Here is a 26,523-nt window from a genome sequence, read left to right as displayed (position 1 = left end):
TTCGGGCTAGTCAAACTTCACGCGCGGGTCCACCCACACATAACAAAGGTCGCTGATGAGCTTGGTGACCAGCCCGATCAGCGTGAACAAATACAGCGTGCCCAGCACCACCGGGTAGTCGCGGCGGATCACGCTCTCGTAGCTGAGCAGGCCCAGGCCATCGAGCGAGAACAGGGTTTCGATGAGCAGCGAGCCCGCAAAGAACGCACCGATGAAGGCAGCGGGAAACCCGGTGATGATGGGAATGAGCGCATTGCGGAACACATGCTTCCACAGCACCTGCCGCTCGCTCAGTCCCTTGGCGCGGGCGGTGAGCACGTACTGCTTGCGGATCTCTTCGAGGAGGGCGTTCTTGGTCAGCATCGCGGTGACGGCAAAACTGCCCAGCACCATGGCTGTGACGGGCAGCGTGATGTGCCACAGGTAGTCCACGATGCGCGCGCCCCAGCTCAGTTCGTCCCAATTGGCCGACGTGAGCCCCCGCAGCGGAAACCACTGCAGTTGCCCGCCAAAGATCACCAAGAGCGCCACGCCCAGCACAAAGCCGGGGATGGCGTAGCCCAGCAAGATGAGCAGCGTGGTCACCAGGTCAAACCGCGACCCGGCACGCACCGCCTTGGCCACGCCCAGCGGCACGGCGACGAGGTAGCTGATGAAGAAGGTCCAGAGGCCCAGGCTGATGGAAACCGGCAGCTTCTCTGCCACCAGTTGCCACACGTCCTTGTTCTGAAAAAAACTCTTGCCCAGATCAAAACGCGCGAACTGGCCCAGCATCTGGATGAAGCGTTCATGCGCTGGTTTGTCAAAGCCGTACAGGGCCTTGATCTGCTCCAGCCGCTTGGGGTCCACGCCCTGAGCGCCCCGGTAGCTCAGGCCACCGCCTTCGGCACCGCCACCGCCCACGCCAGCCTTGGCCTCGGCCATGTACTGCTCCACGGGGCCGCCCGGCACGAACTGGATCACCACAAAGGTCAGCAGCAACACGCCCAGCAGGGTGGGCAGCATCAGCAACACGCGTTTGAGGATGTAGGCAAACATGGGTGGGCTGGCGGGTGGTTATTTCTTGTCGGGCGCGGTCTGCGGTGGAATGCGTGCCCACCAGATGTCGATGACCCAGCTTTCACCGCTGGAGTACGGTGGCACCGTGACGGGCTTGGCCAGGCGCCAGGCGTTGTACGCCATGCGATGGGTGCCGGCCGTCCACTGCGGAATCAGGTAATGGCTGTGCGCAATGATGCGCTCCAGCGCATGGCAGGCAGGCAGCAGTTGCGCCTCGGTTTTGGCAGAGGTCATGGCCTTGATCATGGCGTCCACCGCCGGGTTCTTGACACCCGCGAAGTTGCCGGAGTCTTCCGTGTCGGCGGCCTGGCTGCCGAACATATCGGCAAACTCCTGGCCGGGGTTGTTGGTGCCCTGGAAGGCAATCGTGGTGATGTCAAAGTCGAACTTCTGGAGGCGCTGCTGGTACAGCGCAAAGTCCACCGAGCGGAAGCGCAGCGTGACGCCGATCTTTTCGAGATTGCGGATCCAGGGGGTGATGGTGCGCACGCCGCCTTCGTTGCTGTCCATGTACTCCAGCACCATGGCCTCGCCCTTCGCGTTGCGCAGGGCGCCATCGCGCACCTCCCAGCCCGCCTCTTTGAGCAGGGCCTGCGCCCGGCGCAGGTTGGCCCGCAGTGACGAATCGCCGTCGGTGCGCGGGGGCACGGTCATGGGACCGAAGGCGGCCGCAGGAATGTCCTTGCGGTAGGGGTCCATCAGCGCAAGCTCTTCGGGCGACGGGCTGCCCTTGGTTTCGCAGGCGGTGTTACCAAACAGGCCGTTCACACGCTGGTAGGCGCCGTAGAACATCTGGCGGTTCATCCACTCATAGTCCATCGCCAGGCCCAGGGCCTCCCGCACCCGCGCGTCCTGCAGCAGCGGGCGGCGGGTGTTGAGCACATAGCTCTGAAAGCCCGACGGCAGCTTGTGCTTGAACTCGCCCTTGACCAGCTCGCCGGTGTCGAACTTCTTGCCCGTGACGCGGCGGGCCCAATCGCCCGCGCTGAAGAACCGCATCAGGTCGAACTCGCCCGCTTTCAGGGCCTCCAGACGCGCGGTGTTGTCCTTGTAGATCTTGACCAGGATGCGGTCGAAGTTGGCCGTGCCCTTGCGCACGTTGAGGTCGCGCGCCCAGTACTGGGGGTCGCGCACGTAGGTGATGTCCTTGCCAAACCGCACGGGCCCGATCTTGTAAGGGCCGCTGCCGATGGGGATATCCATCACCACCTGGTCAAAGGGCTTGGCCTTGCCGTTTTCCACACCCCATTCGCGGCTGAACACCGGCAAGCCACCCACGGTGATGGGAAGCTCGCGGTTGGGTTGCTTGAAGCGGTAGCGCACGGTGCGGTCGTTGATCACATCCACGCCCGCCACTTCGATCAGCAAGGTCTTGTAAGAGGGTGAGGTGAAGGGGCCCACCAGCGTTTCGTAGCTGTGCTTCACGTCCTGGGCCAGCACCGGTTTACCGTTGTGAAAGCGCGCCTCGGGCCGCAACCGGAAGGTGGCCGACAGTCCATCGGGGGCGACTTCCACGTCCTCGGCCAGCAGGCCATAGCCGGTTGCGGTCTCGTCCATGGAGCCCACGAGCAGCGAGTCGAACATCAGCGACGACAGGTAGGCCGGTGCGTTGCCCTTGATGGTGAACGGGTTGTACTTGTCAAAGGTGGACGTGCGCAGGTTGCTCACCAGCCGCAACTCACCGCCCTTGGGGGCCTCGGGATTCACATAGTCGAAATGCGCAAAGCCCGCCGGATAGCGCGGCGCGCCCCACAAGGCATACGCATGCGCTGCCCACGCTGGAACAGCACTCCCCATCAGCAACAAAGCCAGCCAAAACCGCATGCGACAATTCTGCACTACGTTCGCAGGGGCTTGCAGCCAAAGCCGCATATCCACATGCACCGGGCGCCAAGCCTGCATTCCGCTATTCCACAAGGAGATTTCACATGGGTTTTCTGACCGGCAAGAAGCTGCTCATCACGGGCGTGCTGTCCAACCGCTCCATCGCCTACGGCATTGCCAAAGCCTGCCACGAGCAAGGTGCCGAGCTGGCGTTCAGCTACGTGGGCGAGCGCTTCAAGGACCGCATCACCGACTTTGCGGCCGAGTTCAACTCCCAGCTGGTGTTTGACTGCGACGTGGCCAGCGACGAGCAGATAGCGCGCATGTTTGCGGACCTGTCGCAGACCTGGCCGAAGTTTGACGGCTTTGTGCACAGCATCGGCTTTGCACCGCGCGAGGCCATTGCGGGCAACTTTCTGGACGGCCTGAGCCGCGAAGGCTTCCGCATTGCGCACGACATCAGCGCCTACAGCTTCCCGGCCATGGCCAAGGCGGCCCTGCCCTACCTGAACGACAAATCGTCGCTGCTGACCCTGAGCTACCTGGGCGCGCTGCGCTCCATCCCCAACTACAACACCATGGGCCTGGCCAAGGCCAGCCTGGAGGCCAGCGTGCGCTACCTGGCCGAGGCCGTGGGCCGCACCGAAGACGGCCGCAGCATCCGTGCCAACGGCATCAGCGCAGGCCCCATCAAGACCCTGGCTGCCAGCGGCATCAAGGACTTTGGCAAGCTGCTGAGCCGTGTGGCCGACGCCTCGCCCCTGCGCCGCAATGTGACGATTGAAGACGTGGGCAATGTGGCAGCCTTCCTGCTGTCGGACCTGGCATCGGGCATGACGGCCGAGATCACCTATGTAGACGGCGGCTTCAGCCAGACCGCAGGCCTGAGCGCCGACCAGGTGTAATCCACGCAGAGGGCTCACAGCCTTTTTTGCACGAAACAGGCTTCTAGCGCTTATAGAACATGCGCTAGAAGCTATTTTTTTAATAGCAACTCCATCATGCTCCGCCGACACTGCCTGGCTTGGCTGGGCCTCGCGCCCCTGGCTGCACTGACCACCCCCCAGGCCTGTGCCGCCGACGCACCCGCCCTGTTGCTGGCCAACGTGTACCGCCCCGGCATGCGCCTCGCGGACTACTGGGTGAGCGAAAAATACGATGGCGTGCGCGGCTATTGGGACGGCCACACGCTGCGCACGCGGGGTGGAGAGACCGTGGCGGCCCCGGCATGGTTTACCGCCGGCTGGCCCGACACGCCCATGGACGGCGAGCTGTGGGCAGGACGCGGCCGGTTCAGCCACGGCCAGTCCACCGTACGCCAGCTGCAGCCGGACGATGCCGCCTGGCGCGAGATGCGATTCATGGTGTTTGACCTGCCCGCGCACGGCGGCACGTTTGACCAGCGCCTGCCCGCACTGAACCAACTCGTGGAATCGCTGAACCAGCCATGGGTGCAGGCGGTGCCCCAGCAGCGTGTGGCCAGCGACGCCGCGTTGCAAAAGCTGCTGCTGCGCACCGTGCGTGCGGGTGGCGAGGGGCTGATGCTGCACCGCGGCGCATCAAGGTACCGCGCAGGGCGCAGTGACGACCTCATCAAGGTCAAGACCCACGAAGACACCGAGGCCAAAGTGGTCGCCCATCTGCCCGGCCAGGGCCGCCACGCCGGGCGGCTGGGCGCCCTGGTGGTGGAGATGCCTTCGGGCCAGCGGTTTCGGCTGGGCGCAGGGTTGACCGACGCGGAGCGCGACCACCCGCCGCCAGTGGGCAGCTGGGTGACCTACCGCTTCAGAGGCACCCACGACAGCGGCGTGCCACGCTTCGCGAGTTTTGTGCGGGTGCGAGACGACATGCCGCCCACCCGCTGACGGGGCCACCGCAAACCCGAGCTGATTTCGACGAGGTGGCGATACGCGAGCTGAGCGCGGCAGCGCATGCCGCCTCGCCCCCATCCGTTGCGCAATCAGTTGGGCAACAACACCTTGTCCACCACGTGGATCACACCGTTGGACTGGTACACGTCGGCAATCGTCACCGTCGCCGTACCGCCCTTTTCGTCCGTCACCATGACGGCATTGCCGCTGGCCTTGGCGGTGAGTGTTCCGCCCGCCACCGTCTTGAGGCTGGCCATGCCTTTGCCATCGGCAATCATCTTCGACAGCGCGGCAGCGTCGTACTTGCCGGCGACCACGTGGTAGGTGAGCACCTTGGTCAGCGTGGGCTTGCTTTCGGGCTTGAGCAGCGTGTCCACCGTGCCGGCGGGCAGTGCGGCAAATGCCGCATTGGTGGGCGCAAACACCGTGAACGGACCGGGGCCCTTGAGCGTCTCCACCAGGCCCGCCGCCTTGACCGCAGCCACCAGGGTGGTGTGGTCCTTGGAGTTCACGGCGTTGTCGATGATGTCCTTGCTGGCCAGCATGGGCGCGCCGCCCACCATGACCTGCGCCATGGCAGGCATTGCGGCAGCTGCCATGGCAGCCGTCAGAGCGATGGAGGCAAGGCGGGCGTTGAATCGAAGGGTCATGAAGATCTCCTGAGGGGGTTGTGAAGACAGTCACCGCATGAGAATCACGCGGCTGATAGTCAATACGCCCCCAACACCACAACGGATTCAAGCGCATAAAAAATCGCTCCGCCAGCCAAGCCGGGGGAGCGATTATTGAAGGGCAGGTGCACCGATGCACCTGCGCCAAGACAGGCGCTTACACGTTGCGTCCGTACGGGCCGTCGTCGCCCACCTGCACCAGGTTCTTGGCAGTTGCCAGAGGCTTGGGGTTCTTGCCGGGCTTGCCTTGTTCTGCCACGCAGTCGGCGTAATAGCGCACCTGGCCGTTCTCGTCTTCCACTTCCACCAGACCGTGGATGTCGGTCTCAAAGCCGGGGCACAGCTTGGCGAATTCCCGCGCAAACTTGAGGTAATCCACGATCTTCTTGTTGAACACTTCGCCCGGAATCAGCAGCGGAATGCCCGGCGGGTACGGCGTGACCAGGCCCACAGTGATGCGGCCTTCCAGGTGGTCGATCTCCACGCGCTCGGTCGTGCGGTGTGCGATGTGCGCGTAGGCATCCGAGGGCTTCATGGCGGGCGTAAGGTCCGACAGATACATCTCGGTGGTCAGGCGTGCAATGTCGTACTTGGCGTACATCTCATGTACGTGCTGGCACAGGTCCTTGAGGCCCATGCGCTCGTAGCGCTTGTGCTGCTGGCAGAACTCGGGAAGGATGCGCCACATGGGCTGGTTCTTCTCGTAGTCGTCCTTGAACTGCTGCAGCGCCGTCAGCAGCGTGTTCCAGCGGCCCTTGGTGATGCCGATGGTGAACATGATGAAGAAGCTGTACAGGCCCGTCTTCTCCACCACCACGCCGTGCTCGGCGAGGTACTTGGTCACGATGGACGCAGGGATACCGGTCTTGTCGAACTTGCCGTCCAGACTCAGGCCAGGCGTGACGATGGTGGACTTGATCGGGTCCAGCATGTTGAAGCCGTCGGCCAGCTGGCCGAAGCCGTGCCACTTGCTGCCCTTCTTGCTCTTGCTGTCGCTGCGGATGATCCAGTCTTCCGCCCGGCCAATACCTTCGTCGGTGAGCTTTTCAGGGCCCCAGACCTTGAACCACCAGTCGTTCTTTCCGAACTCTTCCTCCACCTGGCGCATGGCGCGGCGGAAGTCCAGCGCCTCCAGGATGCTTTCTTCTACCAGCGCGGTGCCACCGGGCGGCTCCATCATGGCGGCGGCCACATCGCAGCTGGCGATGATGCTGTACTGAGGGCTGGTGCTGGTGTGCATCAGGTACGCCTCGTTGAACAGGTGGCGGTCGAGCTTGGTGGTCTGCGAGTCCTGCACCAGCACATGCGATGCCTGGCTGATGCCGGCCAGCAGCTTGTGGATGGACTGCGTGGCGTAGGTCACGGAATGCTTGGGGCGCGTGCGCTTCTTGCCCATGGCGTGGTAGCTGCCATAGAACGGGTGGAACGCGGCGTGCGGCAGCCAGGCCTCGTCAAAGTGCAGGTTGTCGACATAGCCGTCGAGCATGCCCTTGATGGTCTCGGTGTTGTACAGAACACCGTCATAGGTCGATTGCGTGAGGGTCAGCACGCGTGGCTTGACCTTCTTGGCGTCCACGCCCTTGAGCAAGGGGTTGGCCTTGATCTTGGCCTCGATGGCCTTGGGCTCGAACTCGCTTTGCGGAATCGGACCGATGATGCCGAAATGGTTGCGCGTGGGCTTCATGAACACCGGGATGGCGCCGGTCATGATGATGCTGTGCAGGATGGACTTGTGGCAGTTGCGGTCCACCACCACCACGTCGCCAGGGGCCACGGTGTGGTGCCACACCATCTTGTTGGACGTGGACGTGCCGTTGGTCACGAAGAAGCAGTGGTCGGCATTGAAGATGCGTGCCGCATTGCGCTCCGATTCCCCAATGGCGCCGTTGTGGTCCAGCAGCTGGCCCAGTTCTTCCACCGCGTTGCACACGTCGGCGCGCAGCATGTTTTCGCCATAGAACTGGTGGTACATCTGACCCACGGGGCTTTTCAAGAAGGCCACGCCGCCCGAGTGGCCGGGGCAGTGCCAGCTGTACGAGCCGTCTTCGGCGTAGTCCAGCAGCGCCTTGAAGAACGGGGGCTGCACACTTTCGAGGTAGCTCTTGGCTTCGCGAATGATGTGGCGCGCCACAAATTCGGGGGTGTCCTCGAACATGTGGATGAAGCCGTGCAGCTCGCGCAGGATGTCGTTGGGCAGGTGGCGGCTGGTCTTGGTCTCACCATGCACATAGATGGGCACATCGGCGTTCTTGCGGCGCACTTCGCCAATGAAGTTGCGCAGGCTCAGCACGATGGGGTCCAGCCCCTCGCCCACCGTGAACTCTTCATCGTCGATGGACAGAATGAACGCACTGGCACGGCTTTGTTGCTGGGCAAACTGCGACAGATCGCCATAGCTGGTGACACCAACCACTTCGAAGCCCTCGGCCTCGATGGCCTGCGCGAGCGCACGAATGCCAAGCCCCGAGGTGTTCTCGGAACGGTAGTCTTCATCGATGATGATGATGGGAAAGCGAAACTTCATGCGCAGCCTCCAGGGAGCCGTGGCCTGCCCGGCCAAAAAACGAAATAGGCGCGAAGTGTAAGGAATAACGTTGACGCGCCTTTGAACTGCCATTCTTTTGACCCAGAATGTGGTGCAACAAACACAACCACACGAGGAGGTTCGACATGGAGGCATCCACCATCTGGTGGCTGGCAGCGGGGGCCGTGGTCGTGGCAGAGCTGCTGACCGGTACGTTCTATCTGCTCATGGTGGCTCTAGGGCTGGTAGCCGCCGCCCTGGCCGCCCATCTGGGCCTGGCATCCGCGCTGCAGATAGTGTCGGCCGCTATCGTGGGCGGCGGGGCTGTCGTGGCCTGCTACCTGGTACGCAAAAAGCGACCTGGCGACCCGTCGGCACGCGCGGACCGCAGCGTGAACATGGATGTGGGCGAAACCATCCTCATCGAGAGCTGGAGCCCCGACGGCACCACCACCGTGAAGTACCGGGGCGCCCAATGGACGGCCATCCACCGCCCCGGGGTCACCCCCTCGACCGGCATGCACCGGGTCGCCGAACTGGTGGGCAACCGCCTGCTGGTGGACCCGCTGTAAACACCGCAGATCCTTTACCGAACCTCCAAGAAAGGCTTCTCATGGAAATTGCCATCGTCCTCCTGATCATTGCCGTGATCTTCATCGCCCGCTCGGTCAAGGTCGTACCCCAGCAAAATGCCTGGGTGAAAGAACGCCTGGGCAAATACGCGGGCACGCTGACCCCGGGCCTGAACTTTCTGATCCCCTTCGTGGACAAGGTCGCCTACAAGCACAGCCTGAAGGAAATCCCGCTCGATGTGCCCAGCCAGGTGTGCATCACCCGTGACAACACGCAGCTGCAGGTGGACGGCATCCTGTACTTTCAGGTCACAGACCCGATGCGCGCCAGCTACGGGTCGAGCAACTACATCATGGCCGTGACTCAGCTGGCGCAGACCTCGCTGCGCTCGGTCATCGGCAAGCTGGAGCTGGACAAAACCTTTGAGGAGCGCGACATCATCAACGCGCAGGTGGTGCAGGCCATCGACGAAGCCGCGCTGAACTGGGGTGTGAAGGTGCTGCGCTACGAGATCAAGGACCTGACGCCACCCAAGGAAATCCTGCACGCCATGCAGGCCCAGATCACTGCGGAGCGTGAAAAGCGCGCACTGATCGCCGCATCTGAAGGCCGCCGCCAGGAGCAGATCAACATCGCCACGGGCGAGCGTGAGGCCTTCATTGCCCGCTCCGAGGGCGAAAAACAGGCGGTCATCAACAAGGCCCAGGGCGAGGCCGAATCCATCAAGGCCGTGGCCGAGGCCAACGCCCAGGCCATCGAGCGCGTGGCTGCCGCCATCCGCCAGCCCGGCGGCGAACAGGCCGTGCAGCTCAAGGTGGCCGAAAGAGCCGTGGATGCCTACAGCCAGGTCGCGTCGGACGCCACCACCACCCTCATCGTACCCAGCAACATGACCGAGGTGTCGGCGCTGATCGGCTCGGCCATGAAGATGGTGCAGACATCCCAAAAGGCAGGCTGACGGCGCATCGGTCAGCGGAAAATTTCAGGCGATACCGACCTCTGATCGGAATGCCCCAATCCTGTGGCTATAATCGAGGGCTTCGGAGAGGTGGATGAGCGGTTTAAGTCGCACGCCTGGAAAGCGTGTGTGGGCTAATCCCCACCGCGGGTTCGAATCCCGCCCTCTCCGCCATATATCAACCCAAGTGATTCCGGTCACTTGGGTTTTTTGTTGTCTGGCGAGCCTTTCTTGCGCACAGTGGCTTTGTGTGCCACGGCTACCCGCTGAACCTTGCCCACGGGGCGCTCCGGTTGATGTGCTGTCAATGAAACCCCTGGAGGTCTGCACATGCTGATGCGTTGGAAGTTCTTCGGTATCTGCTGGGGGTTGGCAACCCTGATGGTGCCAGCGTGGGCCGAAGGGACGCTGTTCAAAGTGCCCACCCGCGAAGGAGTGACCCACACGCTGTTTTGGGAGGCTGCGCCGAAAGCCAAGGCCACGGTACTTCTTTTTCCAGGCGGCGCGGGCGGGTTCGGCAAGGTGGAGGATGGCCGCGCCACCGGTGGCAACTTTCTCGTCCGGTCTGCGCCGTATTTCATAGCGCATGGATACAACGTGGCGATCTTTGGACGGCCCAGCGACATGGAGCTGGGCTGGACCGAACGCACAGGTGCGGCGCACATGACCGACATCGCCAAAGTGCTGGAACTTGTGAAGCGCCAAAGCGACCTGCCGGTGTGGGTGGTGGGCACCAGCCGAGGCACGGTGTCCGCGACAGCCATGGCCGTTCATGTCAAAGACCCGGTGATTGCAGGGCTGGTGCTGACCTCCAGCATCGTGCGCCGAAGCACACCGGGCGCGGTGCCCGCACAAAACCTGCAAGCCATCGAGCTGCCGGTGCTGGTCTACCACCACGCCAGGGACGGCTGCAAACACTGCCAGGCCAGCGACACGCCTGCCATCCTCGAAGGGCTGACGCGGGCGCCCGTCAAAAAGCTGATGGTGGTGGATGGCGGTTCCAACCCGGTGGGAGACGAGTGCGCGGCGCAGCACTGGCATGGATTCATCGGCATGGAGCAGGAAGCGATTGGACAAATTACCGCGTGGATTCAGGCGCCAAAGCCTTGAACCCTATCCGGCGGGGAGGACACGAGTGGGTTGCTCCAATGGCCTCACTCGCAGCAGGTCCACAGTGCGCTCCAGCCGCCGGTGAGCGGGCCTCTTCACCGCAAATTCCCCAGGTTGGGCGGAGCAGAAGGTTTCTGGATTCTTTGTAAAGGCAACAGCCCGTAACAGTTGCCCATAGACACCCGGTATCGCACTTGTCTTACACGCGGAACTGCGGCACTTTGCTGAAATCCTAGCCAGCGGCCATTGAGGTTGCACTGGGAGGTCATTGCGGCCCCTCACCCCTTTTTGCTGAAAAGGACTTCATCATGAAACGCCATTCCTTACCGCCGGGAGCGCGCGCGCTGGTCGCGTTCATCGGCACCGTGGTGCTGGCAGTGCTGGCGGCGGTGTCGTTGTTGATGCCGGACGTGGCTGTGCAGTCTGTGGACTCGATGTCGAACGGGCTGACGGGGCTGGATCAGATCTTGTCCACCAGCTTTCTCGACCACTGAGCGCCAGAACGAGCCGGCATCGTTGGCGCTGCACTGCAGCGTGTGTGGGTCCAAAGAGCAACACAGTAGCAAAAAGCATAGCATCGGAGTACCATTCGGCGCTGCACACCGGGAGTTTTCGGTGGCATTCTGGAATGGAGGACGATCGTGACCACACGTTTTCGCATCTCTGCAAACCGTTTTTCCTTGAATCACTACCCAAAATTCTGGGGCTCGATGGTGCTGCTGGCCGCGGTGGCGGGCTGCTCCAGCCCCCGCGACAACGCCCTGGACGAGTTCTCGCGCTGGTATGACGGTGCCAGGGCCCAGGCCCAGGCGGGTGCCATGAGTTGGAGCGAGCTGTACAAGCAAAGCTTTGACCGCCTGACCGCCCTGCCCCCCTCGCTGCAACAGGACACTCGCCTTGAAAACACCGTGCTGCTGCTGTCGGTAGCCCGCAAGCTGGAGTCCAACGAAATCAGCCCCCAGCAGTTCGCCATGGAGCGGGACGACATCGAGACCCAATTGCAGGCCCGCCTGCGTTGATAGAAGCGGCTACCAGCGGCGACCAGAGCCCTGCTACTGGCCCAAAGTCACTGCGAGCGCGTCTGTTGAAGCAGCCACTTTGATGGCGCCTCGCTTCCGGTATCCAATGCCTTACCCATCGCCCCCGCGTTGCGTGACTGGCTAACGGGGCAAGCCCGCCGACTGCTCCACCACCCTCACGCGGCGGCGCAAGGCGTCGGCTGCAGCAGCGTCTCCAGCGGCTTCAGCCCGTTGCACCTGTAGCAGCAACCACGCCATCAGCGGCCTGCGCCAGCCCTGTGCCGACGCAGTCTCGGTGGCTGTGGCGATGACTGCGGGGCTGGCCTTCCCTGTCTGCAACAAGACACCCGCCGCCACCAGGCGTGAAAGAGGGTCGGCAATGCCCGCCAAGCTGGTAGCGTTGCCCGCCGTAGCGACGGCACGCTGTGCGGGTGGCAACAGAGCCACCTGACCGGCTTGAACGCGGCCCGCCAGATAGTCGGCGTAGGCCTGCTCGGGCGCTGCGGCATCGGCCCGCAAGGCCTCAAAACGCTCGCAGGGTTCAGTGACCAGACTCGCCACCTGGGCCGCACAGCGCATCAGCTCCAGGCGGGCGAGCAGATCGGGGCGGCCCGTGCGCGCCACTTCGGCGCGAGCGCGGTCCCATTCGAGCTTTTCCACGCGCGCATTGCCAGACAAGTAGGCCTCGATGGCCTTCTGAGCCGCACCCTGGGCGTTCATCTGCCAGTCGGGCACCGGGGGTTGGCTGGAACACGCAGCCAACGCGAAGGCGCAGCCGATGGACAGAAGCCGCAACGCAGCCCGCAAACGAGGTACAGCAGAGGGGTTCATGGCAGCTTCAGCTCCGTGTCGCGTGCAAAGGGCCATTTGCGGTTGATCTCGTTGACCAAGCTTTCCACCTTGCGCAGGTTGCTTTCCACCTCGGCACGCAGCGCACCCAGGTCGGTGGTGGCCTCGCGGGCATTGGCACCGATGGCCTGGGCCTCCACCAGTACCGCATCCACCTTCTTCAGGCTGGTGCGGGTGTCGGTCAGCAAGCCGTTGAGCTGGGCCACGGTGGCGCGCACCTCGGGCACCAGCGCGTCCTTGTTGCCCTCGCTGCCAAACACCTGCTTGTCAGCGCGGGCGGCCATGCCGTCCAGGCGCGCCAGCAGCGCATTGGTGCGTTCCAGCGTGGCCACGATCTTTTTTGCGTCCGCTTCGTTGCCCATCAGCACGCCCAGGGCGCCGCCAGGCCCATTGAGCCGCTCGGTGAGGGCCTTGACGTTGGTCAGGGTGCTGCCCAGCGCGGCGTCGGGCGACGTCAGGGCGTTCAGGTTGGTCAGCAGCTCGCGTGCCGTGGCCATGAGCTGCGGGATCTCCGCCGTAGCGTCGCCGCGCAACACGGGCCGCACGGCGCCATCGGGCAGCGCGGGGTCGGTCAGGATGCCGGAGTACGCCCGGATGTTGGTGCCCCCCACCAGGCCGCGCACGAGCGTGAACACGCTGGACTCGCGCAGCCAGTGCGCATCCTTACGGGGTACGTCCACCAGGATGCGGGCATTGCCCGATTCGGCCAGCTCGATGCGCCGCACGCGGCCAATGGGAAAGCCCGAGAAGGTCATGTCCATGCCCACCACCACGCCTTCGGAGTCATCGGCCGTCAGCACCAGCGTCTGTGTGGGCTCAAAAGCGCCCCGTGCATACAGCAGGTAAAGGCCCGAGCCCACGATGAGCGCCAGGGTGAACAGCAGCAGCGCTGCAGCCTTGAGTTCCAGATAGGCCACCGGGCGCAGGGTCTCGACCGGCGGAATATCCGCCCCTGCGGAAGTCGCAGCGGGGTCATGCGATGGTTTGCGAGGATGGTCGTTCATGTCGTAGGGTTGTGCGGGTGGGTGCATCTGGCGCAGGCCGTCAGTAGTAGTTGCCCATGAGCGAGGCCACCTCGATCAGCAGCAGCACCGCAAACATGCGGGCCAGGCCGCCCAGTTCCGAGTCGGGCTGCGTGCGCTCGCCGCTGTCATACAAGCCAGCCGCCATGGGAATGAGCGCCACGGCCAGGCTGAAGAACAGGGTCTTGAGCACAAACACCATGGTCACGCTGGGCGAAAACACCTGGCCGAACATGCGCGTGTAGCTGGACAGGCCCGCGGTGTTGAAGCCATACACCCCCAGGTACGCCAGCACCAGCGCCACCACGCAACTGAGCGCAGCCAGCGTGACGCAGGCAAACACTCCGGCAATCACGCGGGGCAGCAGCTCGATGCGCACCGGGTCGGAGCCCTGTCGGCGCAGCGCCTCGAACCGGCCGGTGAGCCGCAAGTGCGCCAGCTGCGAGCCGTTGGGGATGGTGCAGCGCATGGCCACAAACAAGGCTGCCGTGAGCGGGATCAGCTCCAGCACCAGCACGCGGATCACCATCTCCAGCGCGTAGCGCGACAGGCCGTAGCTCAGCGCCGTGACCACCACGATGCGTGTGAGCACCAGGCTGATGAGCGCGGCCAGCACCGTAAAGCCCAGCAGCACCGGCGCCGTGTCCAGATACAGGTGCCGGGCCAGTGCGCGGCGCGTGCCCTTGCCGTAGCTGGACGGCGACAACACCAGCACCAGCACCACCGCGCCCAGGTACAGGATGCGCCACCAGGCCACCGCCCAGCGCCGCGCCGTGTTCCACACACGTTCGGGCAGGGAGAGGCCGGGAAGGCGCGAGATCATGGGCGGATCATAGCGGGGGCATGCGCCAGGGCAGCCGATGGCAGGCTTCTGGAGATATTTGGGCCATTTTCGGGCGGTAGCGCTAGAAGAATATGCCTTAGCAGCTATAAATTGAGTAGCAAATAGCCCCTACAGAGCCACGCCGCACAACAACTGCTCACACATGCCGTTTGCCCTGGCTGGGCATGGCGGCGGCACCCACAGGCTGCGCGTCGGCCCGCGCATGCAGCGCTTCAATGATGTGGCAGGTGGCGTCCGCGCCATCGCAGCGGCTGCGCAGCGCCTGCAGGTCGGCCTCCAGCGCCTGCAGCTCGGCCAGGCGGGTGCGCACATGCACCAGGTGTGCATCCAGCGTGTCGCAGGCGGCATGGCAGTCCGTCTTGCTGTCCCAGTCCAGCGCCAGCAGGGTCCTGACCTCGTCCAGCGACATGTCCATGGCGCGGCACAGGCGGATGAAACGCAGCTGGTGCACGTCGGCGCTGCTGTACGGGCGGTAGCTGTTGTCGCCGCGCGCGCCGGGCGGCAGCAGCCCCTCTTTTTCGTAATACCGGATGTTGGCGGCCGACACGCCGGACTGCTGGGCGGCCTCGCCAATGCGGAACTGTGCGGCGTTGGGGTCCATGGGCTTGACCTTCAAGTGACTTCAAGGTTTCCAATGATGCCATCGCTTTCCAAAACTGCCAGGAGAAAACACCATGTCCGCCCATTGCCATCACGGCCACCACGACCACGGCGCGCCCAGCCACAGTCACGACGCCCCCGCCAGCGCAGACCCGCGCTACCGCCGCATTCTGTGGATTGCGCTCATCGTCAACGCCGCCATGTTTGTGGTGGAACTGGGCGCGGGCACCCAGTCGGGCTCGGCTTCGCTGCTGGCCGACGCCATCGACTTTCTGGGCGATGCGGCCAACTACGGCCTGTCGCTGTGGGTGCTCGCCATGGCGCTGACCTGGCGGGCACGTGCCGCGCTGCTCAAGGGGGCTAGCATGCTGGCCTTTGGCGTGTTCGTGATCGGCCGGGTGGCGTGGGGGGTGTGGCAAGGGGTGCCGCCCGAGCCCTTCACCATGGGTGGCGTGGGCCTGCTGGCGCTGGCGGCCAACCTGGGGGTGGCCGCCCTGCTCTACGCCTGGCGCGAGGGCGATGCCAACATGCGCGGCGTGTGGCTGTGCACCCGCAACGACGCGCTGGGCAACCTGGCCGTGATGGCCGCTGCGCTGGGAGTGCTGGGCACGGGCACGGCCTGGCCCGATCTGGTGGTGGCCGCCGTCATGGCGGGCCTGGCCATCAGCGGCGGCTGGAGCGTGATCCGCCACGCACGGCAAGAGCTTGCCAGCACCGCAGGCGCCCCCGCAGCCCACGGGCACTGATCCATGCGCGTACGCCTGTCCACCCCGCTCCATGCACCGCCCGAATGGGTGGCTGCGCAACTGCAAAGCACCGCCGTGTTCCGCCACATCACGGCGCCCCTGGTGCGGTTCACGCGCCCCGGCGGCGCGCCCTGGCCCAGCCACTGGTCTCCCGGGGATCTGCCGTTGCAGATGTGGCTGCTGGGGTTGCTGCCCATGGGTTTGCAAACCGTGCGCATCTCCATCGAGCCCGCCGCGCAGGACGGCGCATGGCCCACGCTGCGCGACAACGGCGAGGGCACGCTGATGCAGCGCTGGGACCACCGCATCACGCTGCAGCCGCTGCCAGACGGCCGCACGCTCTACACCGACGACATCGAGGTGGTCGCACGCCCTCTGCCCTGGCTGATGACGCCCCTGAGCGCGGCGTTTGCCCAGCTGTTCTACCGGCACCGACAACGGCGCTGGCGCCAACTGGCGGCGCGCCACGCGGCAGAGCCCTTGGCTGACCCCTTGCACACGCAGCGCGCGTTCGACCACCTGTTGGCCGCGTTTGCGCGCGATGCCAGCGCACAACCCACCACCCGCTGGCGCTGGCTGGAGGCCGCGCATGTGCTGGGGCAGACCACGCTGTCCCTGCATTGGCGGTCGCACACGGCCATGCTCCGCTATGCCCTGCAGTTGCGCGACCTGCGCGAGGCCGGTGGACAGGTGCTGCGGCTGGCCCTGGTGCCGCTGGGCCATGCGCTGGCGCGGCTGCCCATTGGCAACACGGGGCGGGCACGGGTGAGTGCCTTGGCGCCCATGGCGCCGCAGCTGCACATCACGCGGCTGATTGACGGGGCGATGGCAGCTGTGTGCCTGCAGACCACCCCGTCTTTGCCAAAAACTGGCGATAGCGCTTGATCTGCATGCGCTAGCAGCTATCAAATCAGGAGTAAACAACCAACGGGCAGTGCCGCCACCGGGCACCCGGAATTTGACGCACGACAAGCCCGGCATGGGGCTTGCATGGTCCAATCCACAACCTGTGCGCCGCCCTCTGCCCCGGGGGCTACGGGCACAGCCGTCATTCCTTTTGCTTTTTGCCCATGCCCTCCCGCGCCCCTGCCGCCCCCGCAACCCCTGCCCCACTGGTCGTGCCCCACAGCCTGACGGAAGACGCCGTGGCCATCTTCACCGGGGTGTTGCTCATCTCGGTGGGGGTGGCGTTTTTCACCAGCGCGGGGTTGCTCACAGGTGGCACGGCGGGGCTGGCGTTTTTGCTGCACTACGCCACGGGCATCGGCTTTGGCAAGATCTTCTTTGTGCTCAACCTGCCGTTTTACTGGCTGGCGCTGCGCAAGCTGGGCCGGGCGTTCACGGTCAAGACCTTCATCGCGGTGCTGCTGCTGTCGCTGCTGACTGAGCTGCAGTCGCAGTTCCTGCAATTTGCGCAACTGCAGCCGCTGTACGCGGCCATTGCGGGCGGGCTGATCACGGGAACGGGCTTCCTCGTGCTGTTCCGCCATCGCTGCAGCCTGGGTGGCGTGGGCATTGCCGCGCTGTACCTGCAGGACCGCTACGGCTGGCGCGCGGGCAAGGTGCAGATGGCTGTGGACTGCGTCATCGTGCTGCTGGCGCTATGGACGGTAGATCCCCTGCGCGTGGCCTGGTCCATTGCGGGCGCCGTGGCACTCAACCTGGTGCTGGCCATGAACCACCGGCCGGGCCGCTATATGGCGGTTTAGGGCGGTGTAGTACTACGACGACACCTGCCAGCCCAGCCCACTGTGCAGCCGCTGCTCCAGCGCCTCGATGGGCACCGGGCGGCTGAACAGGTAGCCCTGCCACAGCGTGCAGCCGTGGCGCTCCAGAAACGCGCGCTGCGCCTCGGTCTCCACCCCCTCGGCAATCACGTCGATGCCCAGACTCTGCGCCATGCCGATGATGGTCTGCACGATGAGTGCGTCGGTGTGCTGGATGCCGATGTTGCGCACAAAGCTCTGGTCGATCTTGAGCTGGTCCAGCGGCAACCGCGTGAGGTACGACAGCGACGACTGGCCGGTGCCAAAGTCGTCCATCGAAAAGCGCAGGCCCAGCGCGCGCAGCGCGTTCATCTTGGCGATGGTGTCATCCACATTGTCCAGCGCCAGGCTCTCCGTCAGCTCCAGCTTCAGGCGGTCGGGCCGCGCCCCGGTCTGGCGCAGCACGGCCACCACCTGCTCCATGAAGTCGGCCTGGCGGAACTGGCGGGCGCTCACGTTCACCGCCAGTTGCAGGTGGGCGGTGGCCGGGTCGTCCTGCCAGCGGCGCAGCTGGGTGCAGGCCGTCTGCAGCACCCACAGGCCGATGGGCAGGATCAGCCCGGTCTCTTCGGCCAGCGGGATGAACTCGAACGGCGGCACCATGCCACGCGTCGGGTGGTTCCAGCGGATCAGCACCTCGGCCCCCACCACATGCTTGCCGCAGCCTACCTGCACCTGGTAGTGCAGCGTGAACTGGCCCTGTTCCAGCGCCGTGCGCAGGTCGTTCTCCAGCGCCGCGCGGGCCGTGACAGCGGCCTGCATGCGCGGGTCAAAAAAGCGGATGCCGTTGCGCCCTGCGGTCTTGGCGGCATACATGGCCAGGTCGGCGTGCTTGACCACATCTTCCACCGTCTGCCCCTGGCCGCTGAACAGCACGGCGCCCACACTGGTAGTGCTGTGCACATGGTGCGATGCGAGCTGGTAGGGCTGGTTGAGCGCGGCCAGAATCTTCTCGCCCACCGCCTGCGCCTGCTCGGCCGCGTCGGTGGCAAGGGCGCCCAGGTCTTCCAGCAGCACCAGAAACTCGTCGCCGCCCAGCCGCGCCACGGTGTCGCCCTCTCGCACGCAGGCCGTGAGCCGCTGGGCCACCTGCTGCAGCAGCACGTCGCCCATGTCGTGGCCCAGGGTGTCGTTCAGGGTCTTGAAGTGGTCGAGGTCCAGGCACAGCAGAGCCCCTTGCAGGCCCGCGCGCGCACTGGTGGCAAACGCCTGTTGCAGGCGGTCCATCATCAGGCGGCGGTTGGGCAGGTGGGTGAGCGGGTCGTAGAACGCCAGGTGCTCAATCTCCCGCGCCGCCGCCGCGCGCTGGGTGATGTCGCTGAGGGTGGCCACGTAGTGCGTCAGTACCCTGTGCTGGTCCGTGACGGCGGTGATGGCCATGAAGTGCAGGTTCACCTCACCGCTCTTGCAGCGGTTCCACAGCTCGCCCTTCCACTCGCCGGTGCTGGCCAGGCTGGCCCACATGGCATCAAAAAACGCCTTGTCATGGTGGCCCGAGGCCAGCAGGCTGGTGCTGCGGCCCACCACCTCGTCGGCGCTGTAGCCGGTGATGCGGCTGAACGCACGGTTGGTGCGCAGGATGAGCGTGTCCGCGTCGGTGACGATCATGCCCTCTTGCGACTCGAACGCAATGGCTGCAATGCGCAGCTCGTTCTCGTCGCGCTTGCGGGCCGAGATGTCCTTACCCACACCCCGGTAGCCGCAAAACACACCGTCGTCATCAAACACGGGCGTGCCGCTGATGGACACCCAGTACGAGCAGCCCTGCTGGTCGCGGCGCTCGAACTCGAAGTCGCGGAACTCCTGGTGGCGCTCCAGCAGCGCGCGGTGTTCTTCCCACAGCGCATCGCTCATGCCCGGTGCGGCCAGCTCCCAGCGCGTCTTGCCCATGTGCAGCGCGGCCTCCTGCACCAGCCGGTCATCGGCCCGGCCCTCGACATGCGTGAGGCGAAACTGCGCGTCCTGCTCCCAGTACCAGTCGGACGACAGCGCTGTGAGGGTGCGAAACCGCGCCTCGTTGTCCTCCAGCTTGCGGCGCACCCGGTAGGACTCGCTCACGTCGCTGAACACCAGCACCACGCCCACGATCTGTCCCTGCGCGTTGCGAATGGGGGCGGCGCTGTCGGCAATGTGGTACTCGGCGCCATGCCGGGCCAGCAAGGTGGTGTGGTTGCTCAATGCCACCACCTGGCCCCGGTCCATCACCAGCTGCACCGGGTCTATCTGCGGCTCGCGGGTGCCGGTGTTGACGATGCGAAACACCTCGGACAAGGGCTGCCCCGTGGCCTGCGCCAGGGGCCAGCCCGTCAGGCGCTCGGCCACAGCGTTCATGCGGGTGATGCGGCCCTGCGCATCGGTGGCGATCACGCCATCGCCGATGGAGTGCAGCGTGATGGCCAGGTTTTCCTCACTCTGGCGCAGTTCGGCCTCGGCTTTCTGGCGGGTCAGCGCCATGCGGTCAAACCGGCGGCCCAGCTCGGTCAGCTCCTGCAGGCCTGTGGCGGGCACGCGCGACACATAGCGCCCCTCGGCCAACTCGTCCGTGGCGTGCAGCAGGCGCCGCAGGGGCCGCATCACGCCGCGCCGCACCCCCACCTGCGCCACGGCAAAGGACAGCACCAGGCCACCCAGCAAGAACGCCATCTCGGTCCACATGCGGCGGTTGGCTGTGGCGTACAGGTTGTCCAGCGGCACGGCCAGGCTCATGGTGGCCACGGGCTTCCCGCCCGCCTCGATGAGTGGCTGGAACACCACCAGCTCAGGGGTGCCATCCGCGCGCGCGCGCTGGCGCTGGCCCTGCGGGGTCTGCAGCACCAGGGCGCGGAACTCGCCATCGGCAAACGGAGCCCCCAGCTCGCTGGCATCGGGCGGGTAGCGCGCCAGCACGCGGCCGTCGGGGTCGGACACGCGGGCCACCGCGCCGTCCGGCAGCCCCAGGTCGGTAAGCCGCAGGCTCCACCACTCGAGCGACACCACCGCCACGGCGGCTCCCACCACGTCTTGCGTGCCCGGTGGAATCACCGGGTAGGCAAAGTTGACACTGGCCACCTGGGCGGCGCGGTCCACCTGGAAGCTGCCCACCGCAAAGTCCCGCCCCGAGATCGTCTGCTGAAAATACGGGCGGTTGGCCACATTGACGGGCGCCTTCAGCGGCCGCGCATTGCACAGCAGCTCGCCATCCGCCCGAGGCACACCAATGTTGACGTAGGTGGTGTTGAGCGACAACACTTCGGCCAGGTAGCGCCCGCACTGGGGGGCGGCGGGGTCGTGCACCTGCGGCATGGCGGCCAGCTGCTGCAGAAACTGGCGGGTGTTCTGGATCAGCCTTTGCTGCGTGCCGGCCACCGACTGCAGGGTCTGCAGCGCGCGCTCTTCGGCGGCAGCGATCGCGTCTGTGCGGTGGGTCCGCGCCTGATACACCACCAGCAGCACCGCCGGCAGCGTGGCCCACAGCACCAGCCAGCGAATCCGCGCGGACAAGGTGCTCCACATTCCAGCGACCCATGGGGGCATACCGACCTTTCTGTGCAAGAGAAAGACGCTTGGAAACACATTGGCCGGGACCTGCGAAAAAATGAACAGGCGGAAACCGAGGTGTTTCATCACATGGTACTGCCCATGTTCCAAAAAGGCATGCACGATTTGCGCGGGTTTGCCCTCACGGTCCTTGACCGGTTGCCCCGGCGCGCCGGGCCAGAAATGGGCGTGCCTGTGGAACCTTGGGCCGCCCCGCCGTATCATTGAAGGATGCGTCGCGGCTTTTTCTTCCTGCTGATGGTGGTGCTGGTCCTTCGGGGTCTGACAGGCACGGCCATGGCGGCGGGCATTGTGGCGCCGCTGCTGCCCGCAGGCCCGGCGCAGCACACGGTGGTCCATCCGCCCACAGCGGAAGGCATGGGCCACGACCACAGCCATGTCCACGATCATTCCGCAACCCTTGCCCAGGCCGAGGACTTGGCACCCGCCGATGCCCACGCCCACCATCATGGCCCGGCCTCCGAGCCCGCCATCGACCACACAGCCAGCCCCTCTGCAGCGTGCCAGGACCACGGCGCAGGCTGCCCGGCTCACAGCAACCACGACCACCACAGCGCCAGTTGCTCGGCCTGCGAAATCTGCCATTCGGCCATGCTGGGCCTGCCCGCATCACTGACCCCCGCCCCCCTGCCCGCCGGAGCCCTGCTGCCCCTGGCCTCCGCGCAGTTTGACAGCGCCCCCGCAGCGCTGGCCATCAAACCACCCATCGCCTGATCTCCGACGCCCGAAGTGCGTCTGCCATTGCCTGACTGCCCCCGAACCACGGGTCTCGTCGGGCGGCAGCGCCGTGTTTTTTCGCTCGTTGTCCGGAGATCGCCATGCGCGCCCCCGCCATTTTTCTCTCCTCGCCGTCGCCCGGGCCATCGTGGCCCATGCGACTGGCTTGCCTCGCCCTGTTGTCGCCCTTGCTGGCGCAAGCCCAGGGCCCAGCTTCACCCGACGCCACCCGCGCCGATGCGCCCACGGCCCCCTTGCCCTACACGGCCATGCCACCGCAGCCCCCGCTGGTGGACGCCTTGCCCAGTCCCCAGGCCTGGCGCCAGGCACACGAGGCCGTGGGCGCGTTCCCGCGCGGCCATGCGGACATCGTGGCCTGGGAGGCGCAGCGCGGTTCCGCACCGCCCCCCGCGCCCGCAGCCTCCGCAGCCTCCGCAGCGGCCCCCATGCCACACCACCAGGGCATGCAACACGGCATGCCCCATGGAAAGCCGCCTGGCAAACCCCATGAGATGCACCACGGCAGCGCAGGGAGTGCCCACCCCGCCCACCACCCCGAACAGAAGGGCAAGCCATGATCAGCACCCACCGCCTTTCCGTGCTGGCTGCCGCCACCCTGCTGGCGGGCTGTGCCAGCGTGTCGCCCGACGGCCTGCGCAGTGATGTCGCAGCCCTCACCGCGGGCCGTACCGCCGGTGTGGCGCAGGCGGCCTTGCCCGCCATGGACCCGAGCGCCCGCGCAAAGGCCCAGCAGTCCATCGACGGCTGGCTTGCCCAGCCCCTGACACAAGACGCCGCCGTGCGCATTGCCCTGCTCAACAACCCCGGCCTGCAAGCCCGGCTGGCCGCACTGGGCGTGGCCGATGCCGAGCGGGTGCAGGCCATCTCGCTGCCCAACCCGCACCTGACCCTGGGGCGCTTCACCAACAGCCAGGAGCGTGAGATCGAACGCACCCTGGCCTTTGGCCTGATGGACCTCATCACCCTGCCCTGGCGCACCCAGCGCGAGGCCGAGCGCCTGCAGATCGCCACGCTGCAAGCCGCGCAGGACGTGGTGCAACTGGCCGCAGACACCCGCCGTGCCTGGCTGCGCGCCGTGGCGGCCGAGCAGGTGGCTGCCACGCACGACCGCATGGTCGAAGCCGCCGAGGTAGGAGCCGAGCTGGCGCGCCGCATGGCGCAGGTAGGCAACTGGAGCCGCCTGCAGCAGGCCCGCGAGCAAGCCGTGCTGCACGAGGCCAACAGCCAGCGCGCCCGCGCCCGGCTGGCGGCCGCCACCGCCCGCGAGGACCTGAACCGCCGCCTGGGTGTGTGGGGGGCGCAGGCGCAATACCAGCTGGCACCGCAGCTGCCTCCTCTGCCCGCCACCGCCTTGCCCGCAGACGGTATCGAAGCCACCGCCCTGCGCGAGCGGCTGGATGTGCAGGCCGCGCGCCGCCAGCTCGACACACAGGCAGTGCGCCAGGGCTGGAGCCGCGCTAGCGCCGTGTTTGGCGACATCGGACTGGCCTACAGCCGCAACACCGCAACCGAGCGCGCCACCGGCAGCAGCGACATCAAGCGCGGCTGGGAGATCGAACTGCCCCTGCCCCTGTTCGACTGGGGCGGCGCAGCCCGTACCCGCGCCCAGGCCGAGGTGGAGCAAAGCGCCGCCCAGCTGCAAGACACCGCCGTGCGCGCCCGCAGCGAGGTGCGTGCCGCCTGGCTCACCTACCGCACCGCCCTGGACCTGGCGCGCCAACAGCAGGCGGAGGTCGTGCCCCTGCGCCAGCTCATCAGCGACGAAACCACGCTGCGCTACAACGGCATGCTGGCCAGCGTGTGGGACATGCTGGCTGAAGCACGCAACAGCACGCAGGCCGTGGCCAACGCTATCGAAGCGCAGCGCGACTTCTGGCTGGCCGAGACCGACCTGCAATTGGCGCTGACGGGTACCTCGCCCGGTGCCCTGCAGGGCCTCACATCCGGCGCCGCAGCCTCCACCACCCCACAAGGCCATTGACATGAACCGCCGCAATTTCTTTTCTGGCGCCGCCACGGCCGTGGCTGCAGCCTCCGTCAGCCGCGTGGCCCTGGCCGCGCTGCCCGAGCCCGCAATGCAGTCCAGCGCAGACACCGCGCCGCCGCTGCACCCGCCCACGGGCCGGCCCTACAACCCCGTGGTCACCCTGAACGGCTGGACCGCCCCCTGGCGCATGAATGCGGGCGTCAAGGAGTTCCATCTGGTGGCCGAACCCGTGGTGCGCGAAGTAGCGCCCGGCTTCATGGTCAACATGTGGGGCTACAACGGCCAGAGCCCCGGGCCGACCATCGAGGTGGTCGAAGGTGACCGCGTGCGCATCTTCGTCACCAACCGCCTGCCCGAGCACACCACCATCCACTGGCACGGCCAGCGCCTGCCCAATGGCATGGACGGCGTGGGTGGACTCACCCAGCCCGCCATCCAGCCGGGCAAGACCTTTGTGTATGAGTTCGTGGCGCGCCGCCCCGGCACCTTCATGTACCACCCGCATGCCGACGAGATGGTGCAGATGGCCATGGGCATGATGGGCCTGTGGATCACCCACCCCAAGGGCAGTCACCCGCAGATCGCCAAGGTCCAGCGCGACTACGCCTTTCTGCTCAACGCCTTCGACGTGGAGCCCGGCAGCATGACCCCCAAGGTCAACACCATGCTGGACCACAACATCTGGTGCTGGAACAGCCGGGTGTTCCCCGCCATCAGCCCGCTGGTGGCGCGGCAGGGCGACCGGGTGCGCATCCGGGTGGGCAACCTCACCATGACCAACCACCCCATCCACCTGCACGGGCACGAGTTTGAAGTGACCGGCACCGACGGCGGCCCCGTGCCCAAGAGCGCGCGCTGGCCGGAGGTGACCACCGACGTGGCCGTGGGCCAGATGCGGCAGGTGGAGTTCATTGCCGACGAGCCGGGAGACTGGGCCCTGCACTGCCACAAGAGCCACCACACCATGGGCGCCATGGGGCACGCCGTGCCCACCATGATCGGCGTGGACCACCGGGGCCTGGTCGGCAAGATCCAGAAGATCGTGCCCGACTACATGGTGATGGGCGAGCGCGGCATGGCCGACATGGGCGCCATGGAGATGCCGCTGCCCGACAACACCTTCCCGATGATGACCGGCACCGGGCCCTTCGGCCCGCTGGAGATGGGCGGCATGTTCACCACCCTCAAGGTGCGTGCCGATCAGCCCGCAGGCAGCTACGCCGACCCCGGCGACTACAGGCAGCCACGCGGCACCCAGGCCTTTGAATGGCAAGGCGCGCCAGCTGCCACGCCCCGCCCTGCACGTACCGACACCCCGGGTACGGCCCCGGGCGCCGCCAATGCGCGCAAGCCAGCTGCCAGCGGCCACCAACATTGACGCTACCAATCACCATGAACACTATCAAATTCATAGCTACCTGGGCAATATGCACTAGCGCATTCGGCACTTTTTCTGCCTATGGGCATGAAAACATGCCCCACCGTACCGCCACAGCCCCCGTGGTCAAAGAGCAAAAGGACTGGGGCATTGCAGGCGAAGCCCAGCAGGTGCGCCGCACGATCACCGTGCGCATGGGTGACGACATGCGGTTCAGCCCCCGCCACATCGAGGTGCGCGAGGGCGACACCGTGCGGCTGCGTGCCGAGAACCAAGGCAAGGTGCTGCACGAGATCGTGATCGGCACCAAGGCCGAGCTGGACCAGCACGCTGAGCTGATGAAAAAACACCCCGGGATGGAGCACGACGAGCCCTACATGGCCCATGTGGCGGCGGGCAAGAAGGGCGACATCGTGTGGCACTTCAACCGCGCAGGCAGCTTTGACTTTGCCTGCCTCATCCCCGGCCACTACCAGGCGGGCATGACCGGCACCATCACCGTGCTCCCCCGCAACCCCTAACGCCAGGAGAAACACCATGACCCTCCCACGCCACCGTTCCACACACGCCCCCGCCAGCCCGCCCCGCCGCCAATGGCTCGCCGCCACCCTGCCCCTGCTGGGCGCGGGTTTGGCCGTCGCTTTGCTGCCGGGTGAGTCCCGCGCCGCCAACAGCACACCCACGCCGCTGGAAGTGTGGAAAGACCCCAACTGCGGCTGCTGTCAGGACTGGGCGGACCACATGCAAGCCAACGGCTTTGCGGTGAAGGTGCACGCCACCGGCAACAACGCCGTGCGCGCCCGCCTGGGCCTGCCGCAAAAGCTGGGCTCATGCCACACCGCGCTGGTGGGCGGCTACCTGGTGGAAGGCCATGTGCCCGCCAGCGACGTGCGCAAGCTGCTGCAGCAAAAGCCCAAGGCCCTGGGCCTGGCCGTGCCCGGCATGCCCGTGGGATCGCCCGGCATGGACGGCGCCGTGTATGGCGACCGACGCGACCCGTACGACGTTCTGCTGGTAGCGCACGACGGCAACACACGCGTGTTCAACAGCTACAACAAAAAGGCATCGACATGAAAAAGCACCTCTTCTGCATCCCGCTGGCTGCCAGCCTGCTCGTCTTAGGCACAGGGCCCGCCCTGGCCCAAGCCCTCGCAGCGGCCGCCGCAGACAGCCACAGCAGCCACCCCCCCGCAGCCGCCGCATCGACCGCGCCCCAGGCGGAGCTGAGCGAAGGTGAAATCACCCGCTGGGACCCGCGCACCCTGCGCCTCACCCTCAAGCACGGCGAGATCAAGAACCTGGAGATGCCGCCCATGACCATGGTGTTCCGCGTGGCCGACGCCAGCGTGGTGGGCGATCTGAAGCCCGGCGACAAGGTGCGTTTTCGGGCCGAGCAGATCAGTGGCGCCTACCACGTTCAGCGGATCGAGAAAGCGCCCTGAAGCGG

The 26,523-nt window shown here is 65.9% G+C and carries 26 protein-coding genes and 1 tRNA gene; 18 read left to right on the top strand and 9 right to left on the bottom strand.

Annotated elements, in window-relative coordinates; genetic code table 11:
* Nucleotides 1-6: 6 nt before the first annotated feature.
* Together DNK89_RS18055 and DNK89_RS18050 are read right to left on the bottom strand one after the other, a co-directional pair.
* Nucleotides 7-1,038 carry a microcin C ABC transporter permease YejB gene (locus DNK89_RS18055; protein ID WP_110961204.1) on the bottom strand — a complete coding sequence of 344 codons (1,032 nt, stop codon included), beginning with the start codon at nucleotides 1,036-1,038 and terminating at the stop codon, nucleotides 7-9.
* A gap of 18 nt (nucleotides 1,039-1,056) precedes the next feature.
* Nucleotides 1,057-2,883, bottom strand: coding sequence for an extracellular solute-binding protein (locus DNK89_RS18050; RefSeq protein ID WP_110961203.1), 1,827 nt, complete (start codon nucleotides 2,881-2,883; stop codon nucleotides 1,057-1,059).
* A 104-nt stretch (nucleotides 2,884-2,987) separates the two neighbouring features.
* On the opposite strand from DNK89_RS18050, the gene fabI reads away from it, so the two are divergent.
* Together fabI and DNK89_RS18040 are read left to right on the top strand one after the other, a co-directional pair.
* Nucleotides 2,988-3,788: an enoyl-ACP reductase FabI gene (gene fabI, locus DNK89_RS18045; RefSeq protein WP_056064037.1), complete on the top strand. Its 801-nt coding sequence runs from the start codon at nucleotides 2,988-2,990 to the stop codon at nucleotides 3,786-3,788.
* A 96-nt stretch (nucleotides 3,789-3,884) separates the two neighbouring features.
* Nucleotides 3,885-4,748 (top strand): DNA ligase, encoded by an 864-nt coding sequence (locus DNK89_RS18040; RefSeq protein WP_110961202.1) that lies wholly within the window; start codon nucleotides 3,885-3,887, stop codon nucleotides 4,746-4,748.
* A gap of 95 nt (nucleotides 4,749-4,843) precedes the next feature.
* On the opposite strand, the gene DNK89_RS18035 is transcribed toward DNK89_RS18040, so the two are convergent.
* Both DNK89_RS18035 and DNK89_RS18030 read right to left on the bottom strand, forming a co-directional pair.
* Nucleotides 4,844-5,404 carry a fasciclin domain-containing protein gene (locus DNK89_RS18035; protein ID WP_110961201.1) on the bottom strand — a complete coding sequence of 187 codons (561 nt, stop codon included), beginning with the start codon at nucleotides 5,402-5,404 and terminating at the stop codon, nucleotides 4,844-4,846.
* A 178-nt stretch (nucleotides 5,405-5,582) separates the two neighbouring features.
* On the bottom strand, nucleotides 5,583-7,949 hold the full coding sequence (locus tag DNK89_RS18030) for an arginine/lysine/ornithine decarboxylase (RefSeq protein ID WP_110961200.1): 2,367 nt from the start codon (nucleotides 7,947-7,949) through the stop codon (nucleotides 5,583-5,585).
* Between the two features lie 146 nt (nucleotides 7,950-8,095).
* On the opposite strand from DNK89_RS18030, the gene DNK89_RS18025 reads away from it, so the two are divergent.
* The 6 genes from DNK89_RS18025 (at nucleotide 8,096) to DNK89_RS18000 (ending at nucleotide 11,609) form a co-directional block, all read left to right on the top strand.
* Complete coding sequence (locus DNK89_RS18025) at nucleotides 8,096-8,521, top strand: NfeD family protein (protein ID WP_015014684.1); 426 nt, start codon at nucleotides 8,096-8,098, stop codon at nucleotides 8,519-8,521.
* Nucleotides 8,522-8,562: 41 nt separating this feature from the next.
* Nucleotides 8,563-9,480 (top strand): SPFH domain-containing protein, encoded by a 918-nt coding sequence (locus tag DNK89_RS18020; protein WP_015014685.1) that lies wholly within the window; start codon nucleotides 8,563-8,565, stop codon nucleotides 9,478-9,480.
* An 84-nt stretch (nucleotides 9,481-9,564) separates the two neighbouring features.
* Nucleotides 9,565-9,654, top strand: a tRNA-Ser gene (locus DNK89_RS18015).
* A gap of 156 nt (nucleotides 9,655-9,810) precedes the next feature.
* A complete protein-coding gene (locus tag DNK89_RS18010) occupies nucleotides 9,811-10,590 on the top strand; it encodes an alpha/beta hydrolase (RefSeq protein WP_238990860.1) in 780 nt (259 codons plus the stop codon).
* Nucleotides 10,591-10,898: 308 nt separating this feature from the next.
* Nucleotides 10,899-11,084 carry a hypothetical protein gene (locus DNK89_RS18005; protein WP_015014689.1) on the top strand — a complete coding sequence of 62 codons (186 nt, stop codon included), beginning with the start codon at nucleotides 10,899-10,901 and terminating at the stop codon, nucleotides 11,082-11,084.
* Between the two features lie 186 nt (nucleotides 11,085-11,270).
* Nucleotides 11,271-11,609 (top strand): hypothetical protein, encoded by a 339-nt coding sequence (locus tag DNK89_RS18000; protein ID WP_238990859.1) that lies wholly within the window; start codon nucleotides 11,271-11,273, stop codon nucleotides 11,607-11,609.
* Between the two features lie 141 nt (nucleotides 11,610-11,750).
* Here DNK89_RS18000 and DNK89_RS17995 read toward each other — a convergent pair whose 3' ends face one another.
* The 4 genes from DNK89_RS17995 to DNK89_RS17980 all read right to left on the bottom strand — a co-directional run bounded on the left by DNK89_RS17995 (nucleotide 11,751) and on the right by DNK89_RS17980 (nucleotide 14,925).
* Nucleotides 11,751-12,440: a hypothetical protein gene (locus DNK89_RS17995; protein WP_238990858.1), complete on the bottom strand. Its 690-nt coding sequence runs from the start codon at nucleotides 12,438-12,440 to the stop codon at nucleotides 11,751-11,753.
* A complete protein-coding gene (locus DNK89_RS17990) occupies nucleotides 12,437-13,462 on the bottom strand; it encodes an MlaD family protein (protein ID WP_238990857.1) in 1,026 nt (341 codons plus the stop codon). The genes DNK89_RS17995 and DNK89_RS17990 overlap by 4 nt, the downstream gene beginning before the upstream one ends.
* 40 nt (nucleotides 13,463-13,502) lie before the next feature.
* Nucleotides 13,503-14,303, bottom strand: coding sequence for an ABC transporter permease (locus tag DNK89_RS17985; protein ID WP_110961197.1), 801 nt, complete (start codon nucleotides 14,301-14,303; stop codon nucleotides 13,503-13,505).
* A gap of 157 nt (nucleotides 14,304-14,460) precedes the next feature.
* The gene (locus tag DNK89_RS17980) at nucleotides 14,461-14,925 is read right to left on the bottom strand and encodes a Cd(II)/Pb(II)-responsive transcriptional regulator (RefSeq protein ID WP_110961335.1); all 465 of its coding nucleotides are present in this window, start codon (nucleotides 14,923-14,925) and stop codon (nucleotides 14,461-14,463) included.
* A 73-nt stretch (nucleotides 14,926-14,998) separates the two neighbouring features.
* On the opposite strand from DNK89_RS17980, the gene DNK89_RS17975 reads away from it, so the two are divergent.
* The 3 genes from DNK89_RS17975 to DNK89_RS17965 all read left to right on the top strand — a co-directional run bounded on the left by DNK89_RS17975 (nucleotide 14,999) and on the right by DNK89_RS17965 (nucleotide 17,379).
* Nucleotides 14,999-15,670 carry a cation transporter gene (locus tag DNK89_RS17975; protein ID WP_203422359.1) on the top strand — a complete coding sequence of 224 codons (672 nt, stop codon included), beginning with the start codon at nucleotides 14,999-15,001 and terminating at the stop codon, nucleotides 15,668-15,670.
* A 3-nt stretch (nucleotides 15,671-15,673) separates the two neighbouring features.
* A complete protein-coding gene (locus tag DNK89_RS24805) occupies nucleotides 15,674-16,555 on the top strand; it encodes a DUF3703 domain-containing protein (protein ID WP_238990856.1) in 882 nt (293 codons plus the stop codon).
* A gap of 185 nt (nucleotides 16,556-16,740) precedes the next feature.
* Nucleotides 16,741-17,379: a YitT family protein gene (locus DNK89_RS17965; protein ID WP_110961196.1), complete on the top strand. Its 639-nt coding sequence runs from the start codon at nucleotides 16,741-16,743 to the stop codon at nucleotides 17,377-17,379.
* A 12-nt stretch (nucleotides 17,380-17,391) separates the two neighbouring features.
* Here DNK89_RS17965 and DNK89_RS17960 read toward each other — a convergent pair whose 3' ends face one another.
* Nucleotides 17,392-20,949, bottom strand: a complete 3,558-nt coding sequence (locus tag DNK89_RS17960; RefSeq protein ID WP_238990855.1) for an EAL domain-containing protein — start codon at nucleotides 20,947-20,949, stop codon at nucleotides 17,392-17,394.
* Nucleotides 20,950-21,183: 234 nt separating this feature from the next.
* On the opposite strand from DNK89_RS17960, the gene DNK89_RS17955 reads away from it, so the two are divergent.
* From DNK89_RS17955 to DNK89_RS17925, 7 genes are all read left to right on the top strand, one after another.
* Entirely contained in the window at nucleotides 21,184-21,687 is a 504-nt protein-coding gene (locus DNK89_RS17955; protein ID WP_110961194.1) for a hypothetical protein, read from the top strand.
* A 104-nt stretch (nucleotides 21,688-21,791) separates the two neighbouring features.
* Complete coding sequence (locus DNK89_RS17950; protein WP_203422357.1) at nucleotides 21,792-22,268, top strand: hypothetical protein; 477 nt, start codon at nucleotides 21,792-21,794, stop codon at nucleotides 22,266-22,268.
* Nucleotides 22,265-23,692, top strand: a complete 1,428-nt coding sequence (locus DNK89_RS17945) for a TolC family protein (RefSeq protein WP_110961193.1) — start codon at nucleotides 22,265-22,267, stop codon at nucleotides 23,690-23,692. The genes DNK89_RS17950 and DNK89_RS17945 overlap by 4 nt, the downstream gene beginning before the upstream one ends.
* A gap of 1 nt (nucleotide 23,693) precedes the next feature.
* The gene (locus DNK89_RS17940) at nucleotides 23,694-25,076 is read left to right on the top strand and encodes a multicopper oxidase family protein (protein ID WP_110961192.1); all 1,383 of its coding nucleotides are present in this window, start codon (nucleotides 23,694-23,696) and stop codon (nucleotides 25,074-25,076) included.
* A 14-nt stretch (nucleotides 25,077-25,090) separates the two neighbouring features.
* On the top strand, nucleotides 25,091-25,597 hold the full coding sequence (locus tag DNK89_RS17935) for a plastocyanin/azurin family copper-binding protein (protein ID WP_110961191.1): 507 nt from the start codon (nucleotides 25,091-25,093) through the stop codon (nucleotides 25,595-25,597).
* A gap of 16 nt (nucleotides 25,598-25,613) precedes the next feature.
* Nucleotides 25,614-26,150: a DUF411 domain-containing protein gene (locus tag DNK89_RS17930; RefSeq protein WP_110961190.1), complete on the top strand. Its 537-nt coding sequence runs from the start codon at nucleotides 25,614-25,616 to the stop codon at nucleotides 26,148-26,150.
* Nucleotides 26,147-26,518 carry a copper-binding protein gene (locus DNK89_RS17925; protein WP_110961189.1) on the top strand — a complete coding sequence of 124 codons (372 nt, stop codon included), beginning with the start codon at nucleotides 26,147-26,149 and terminating at the stop codon, nucleotides 26,516-26,518. The genes DNK89_RS17930 and DNK89_RS17925 overlap by 4 nt, the downstream gene beginning before the upstream one ends.
* Nucleotides 26,519-26,523: the final 5 nt, after the last annotated feature.

It is taken from the genome of Acidovorax sp. ST3 (assembly GCF_003231145.1).
Taxonomy (GTDB): domain Bacteria; phylum Pseudomonadota; class Gammaproteobacteria; order Burkholderiales; family Burkholderiaceae_C; genus Acidovorax.
This window is presented reverse-complemented; position numbering and strand designations above follow the sequence as displayed.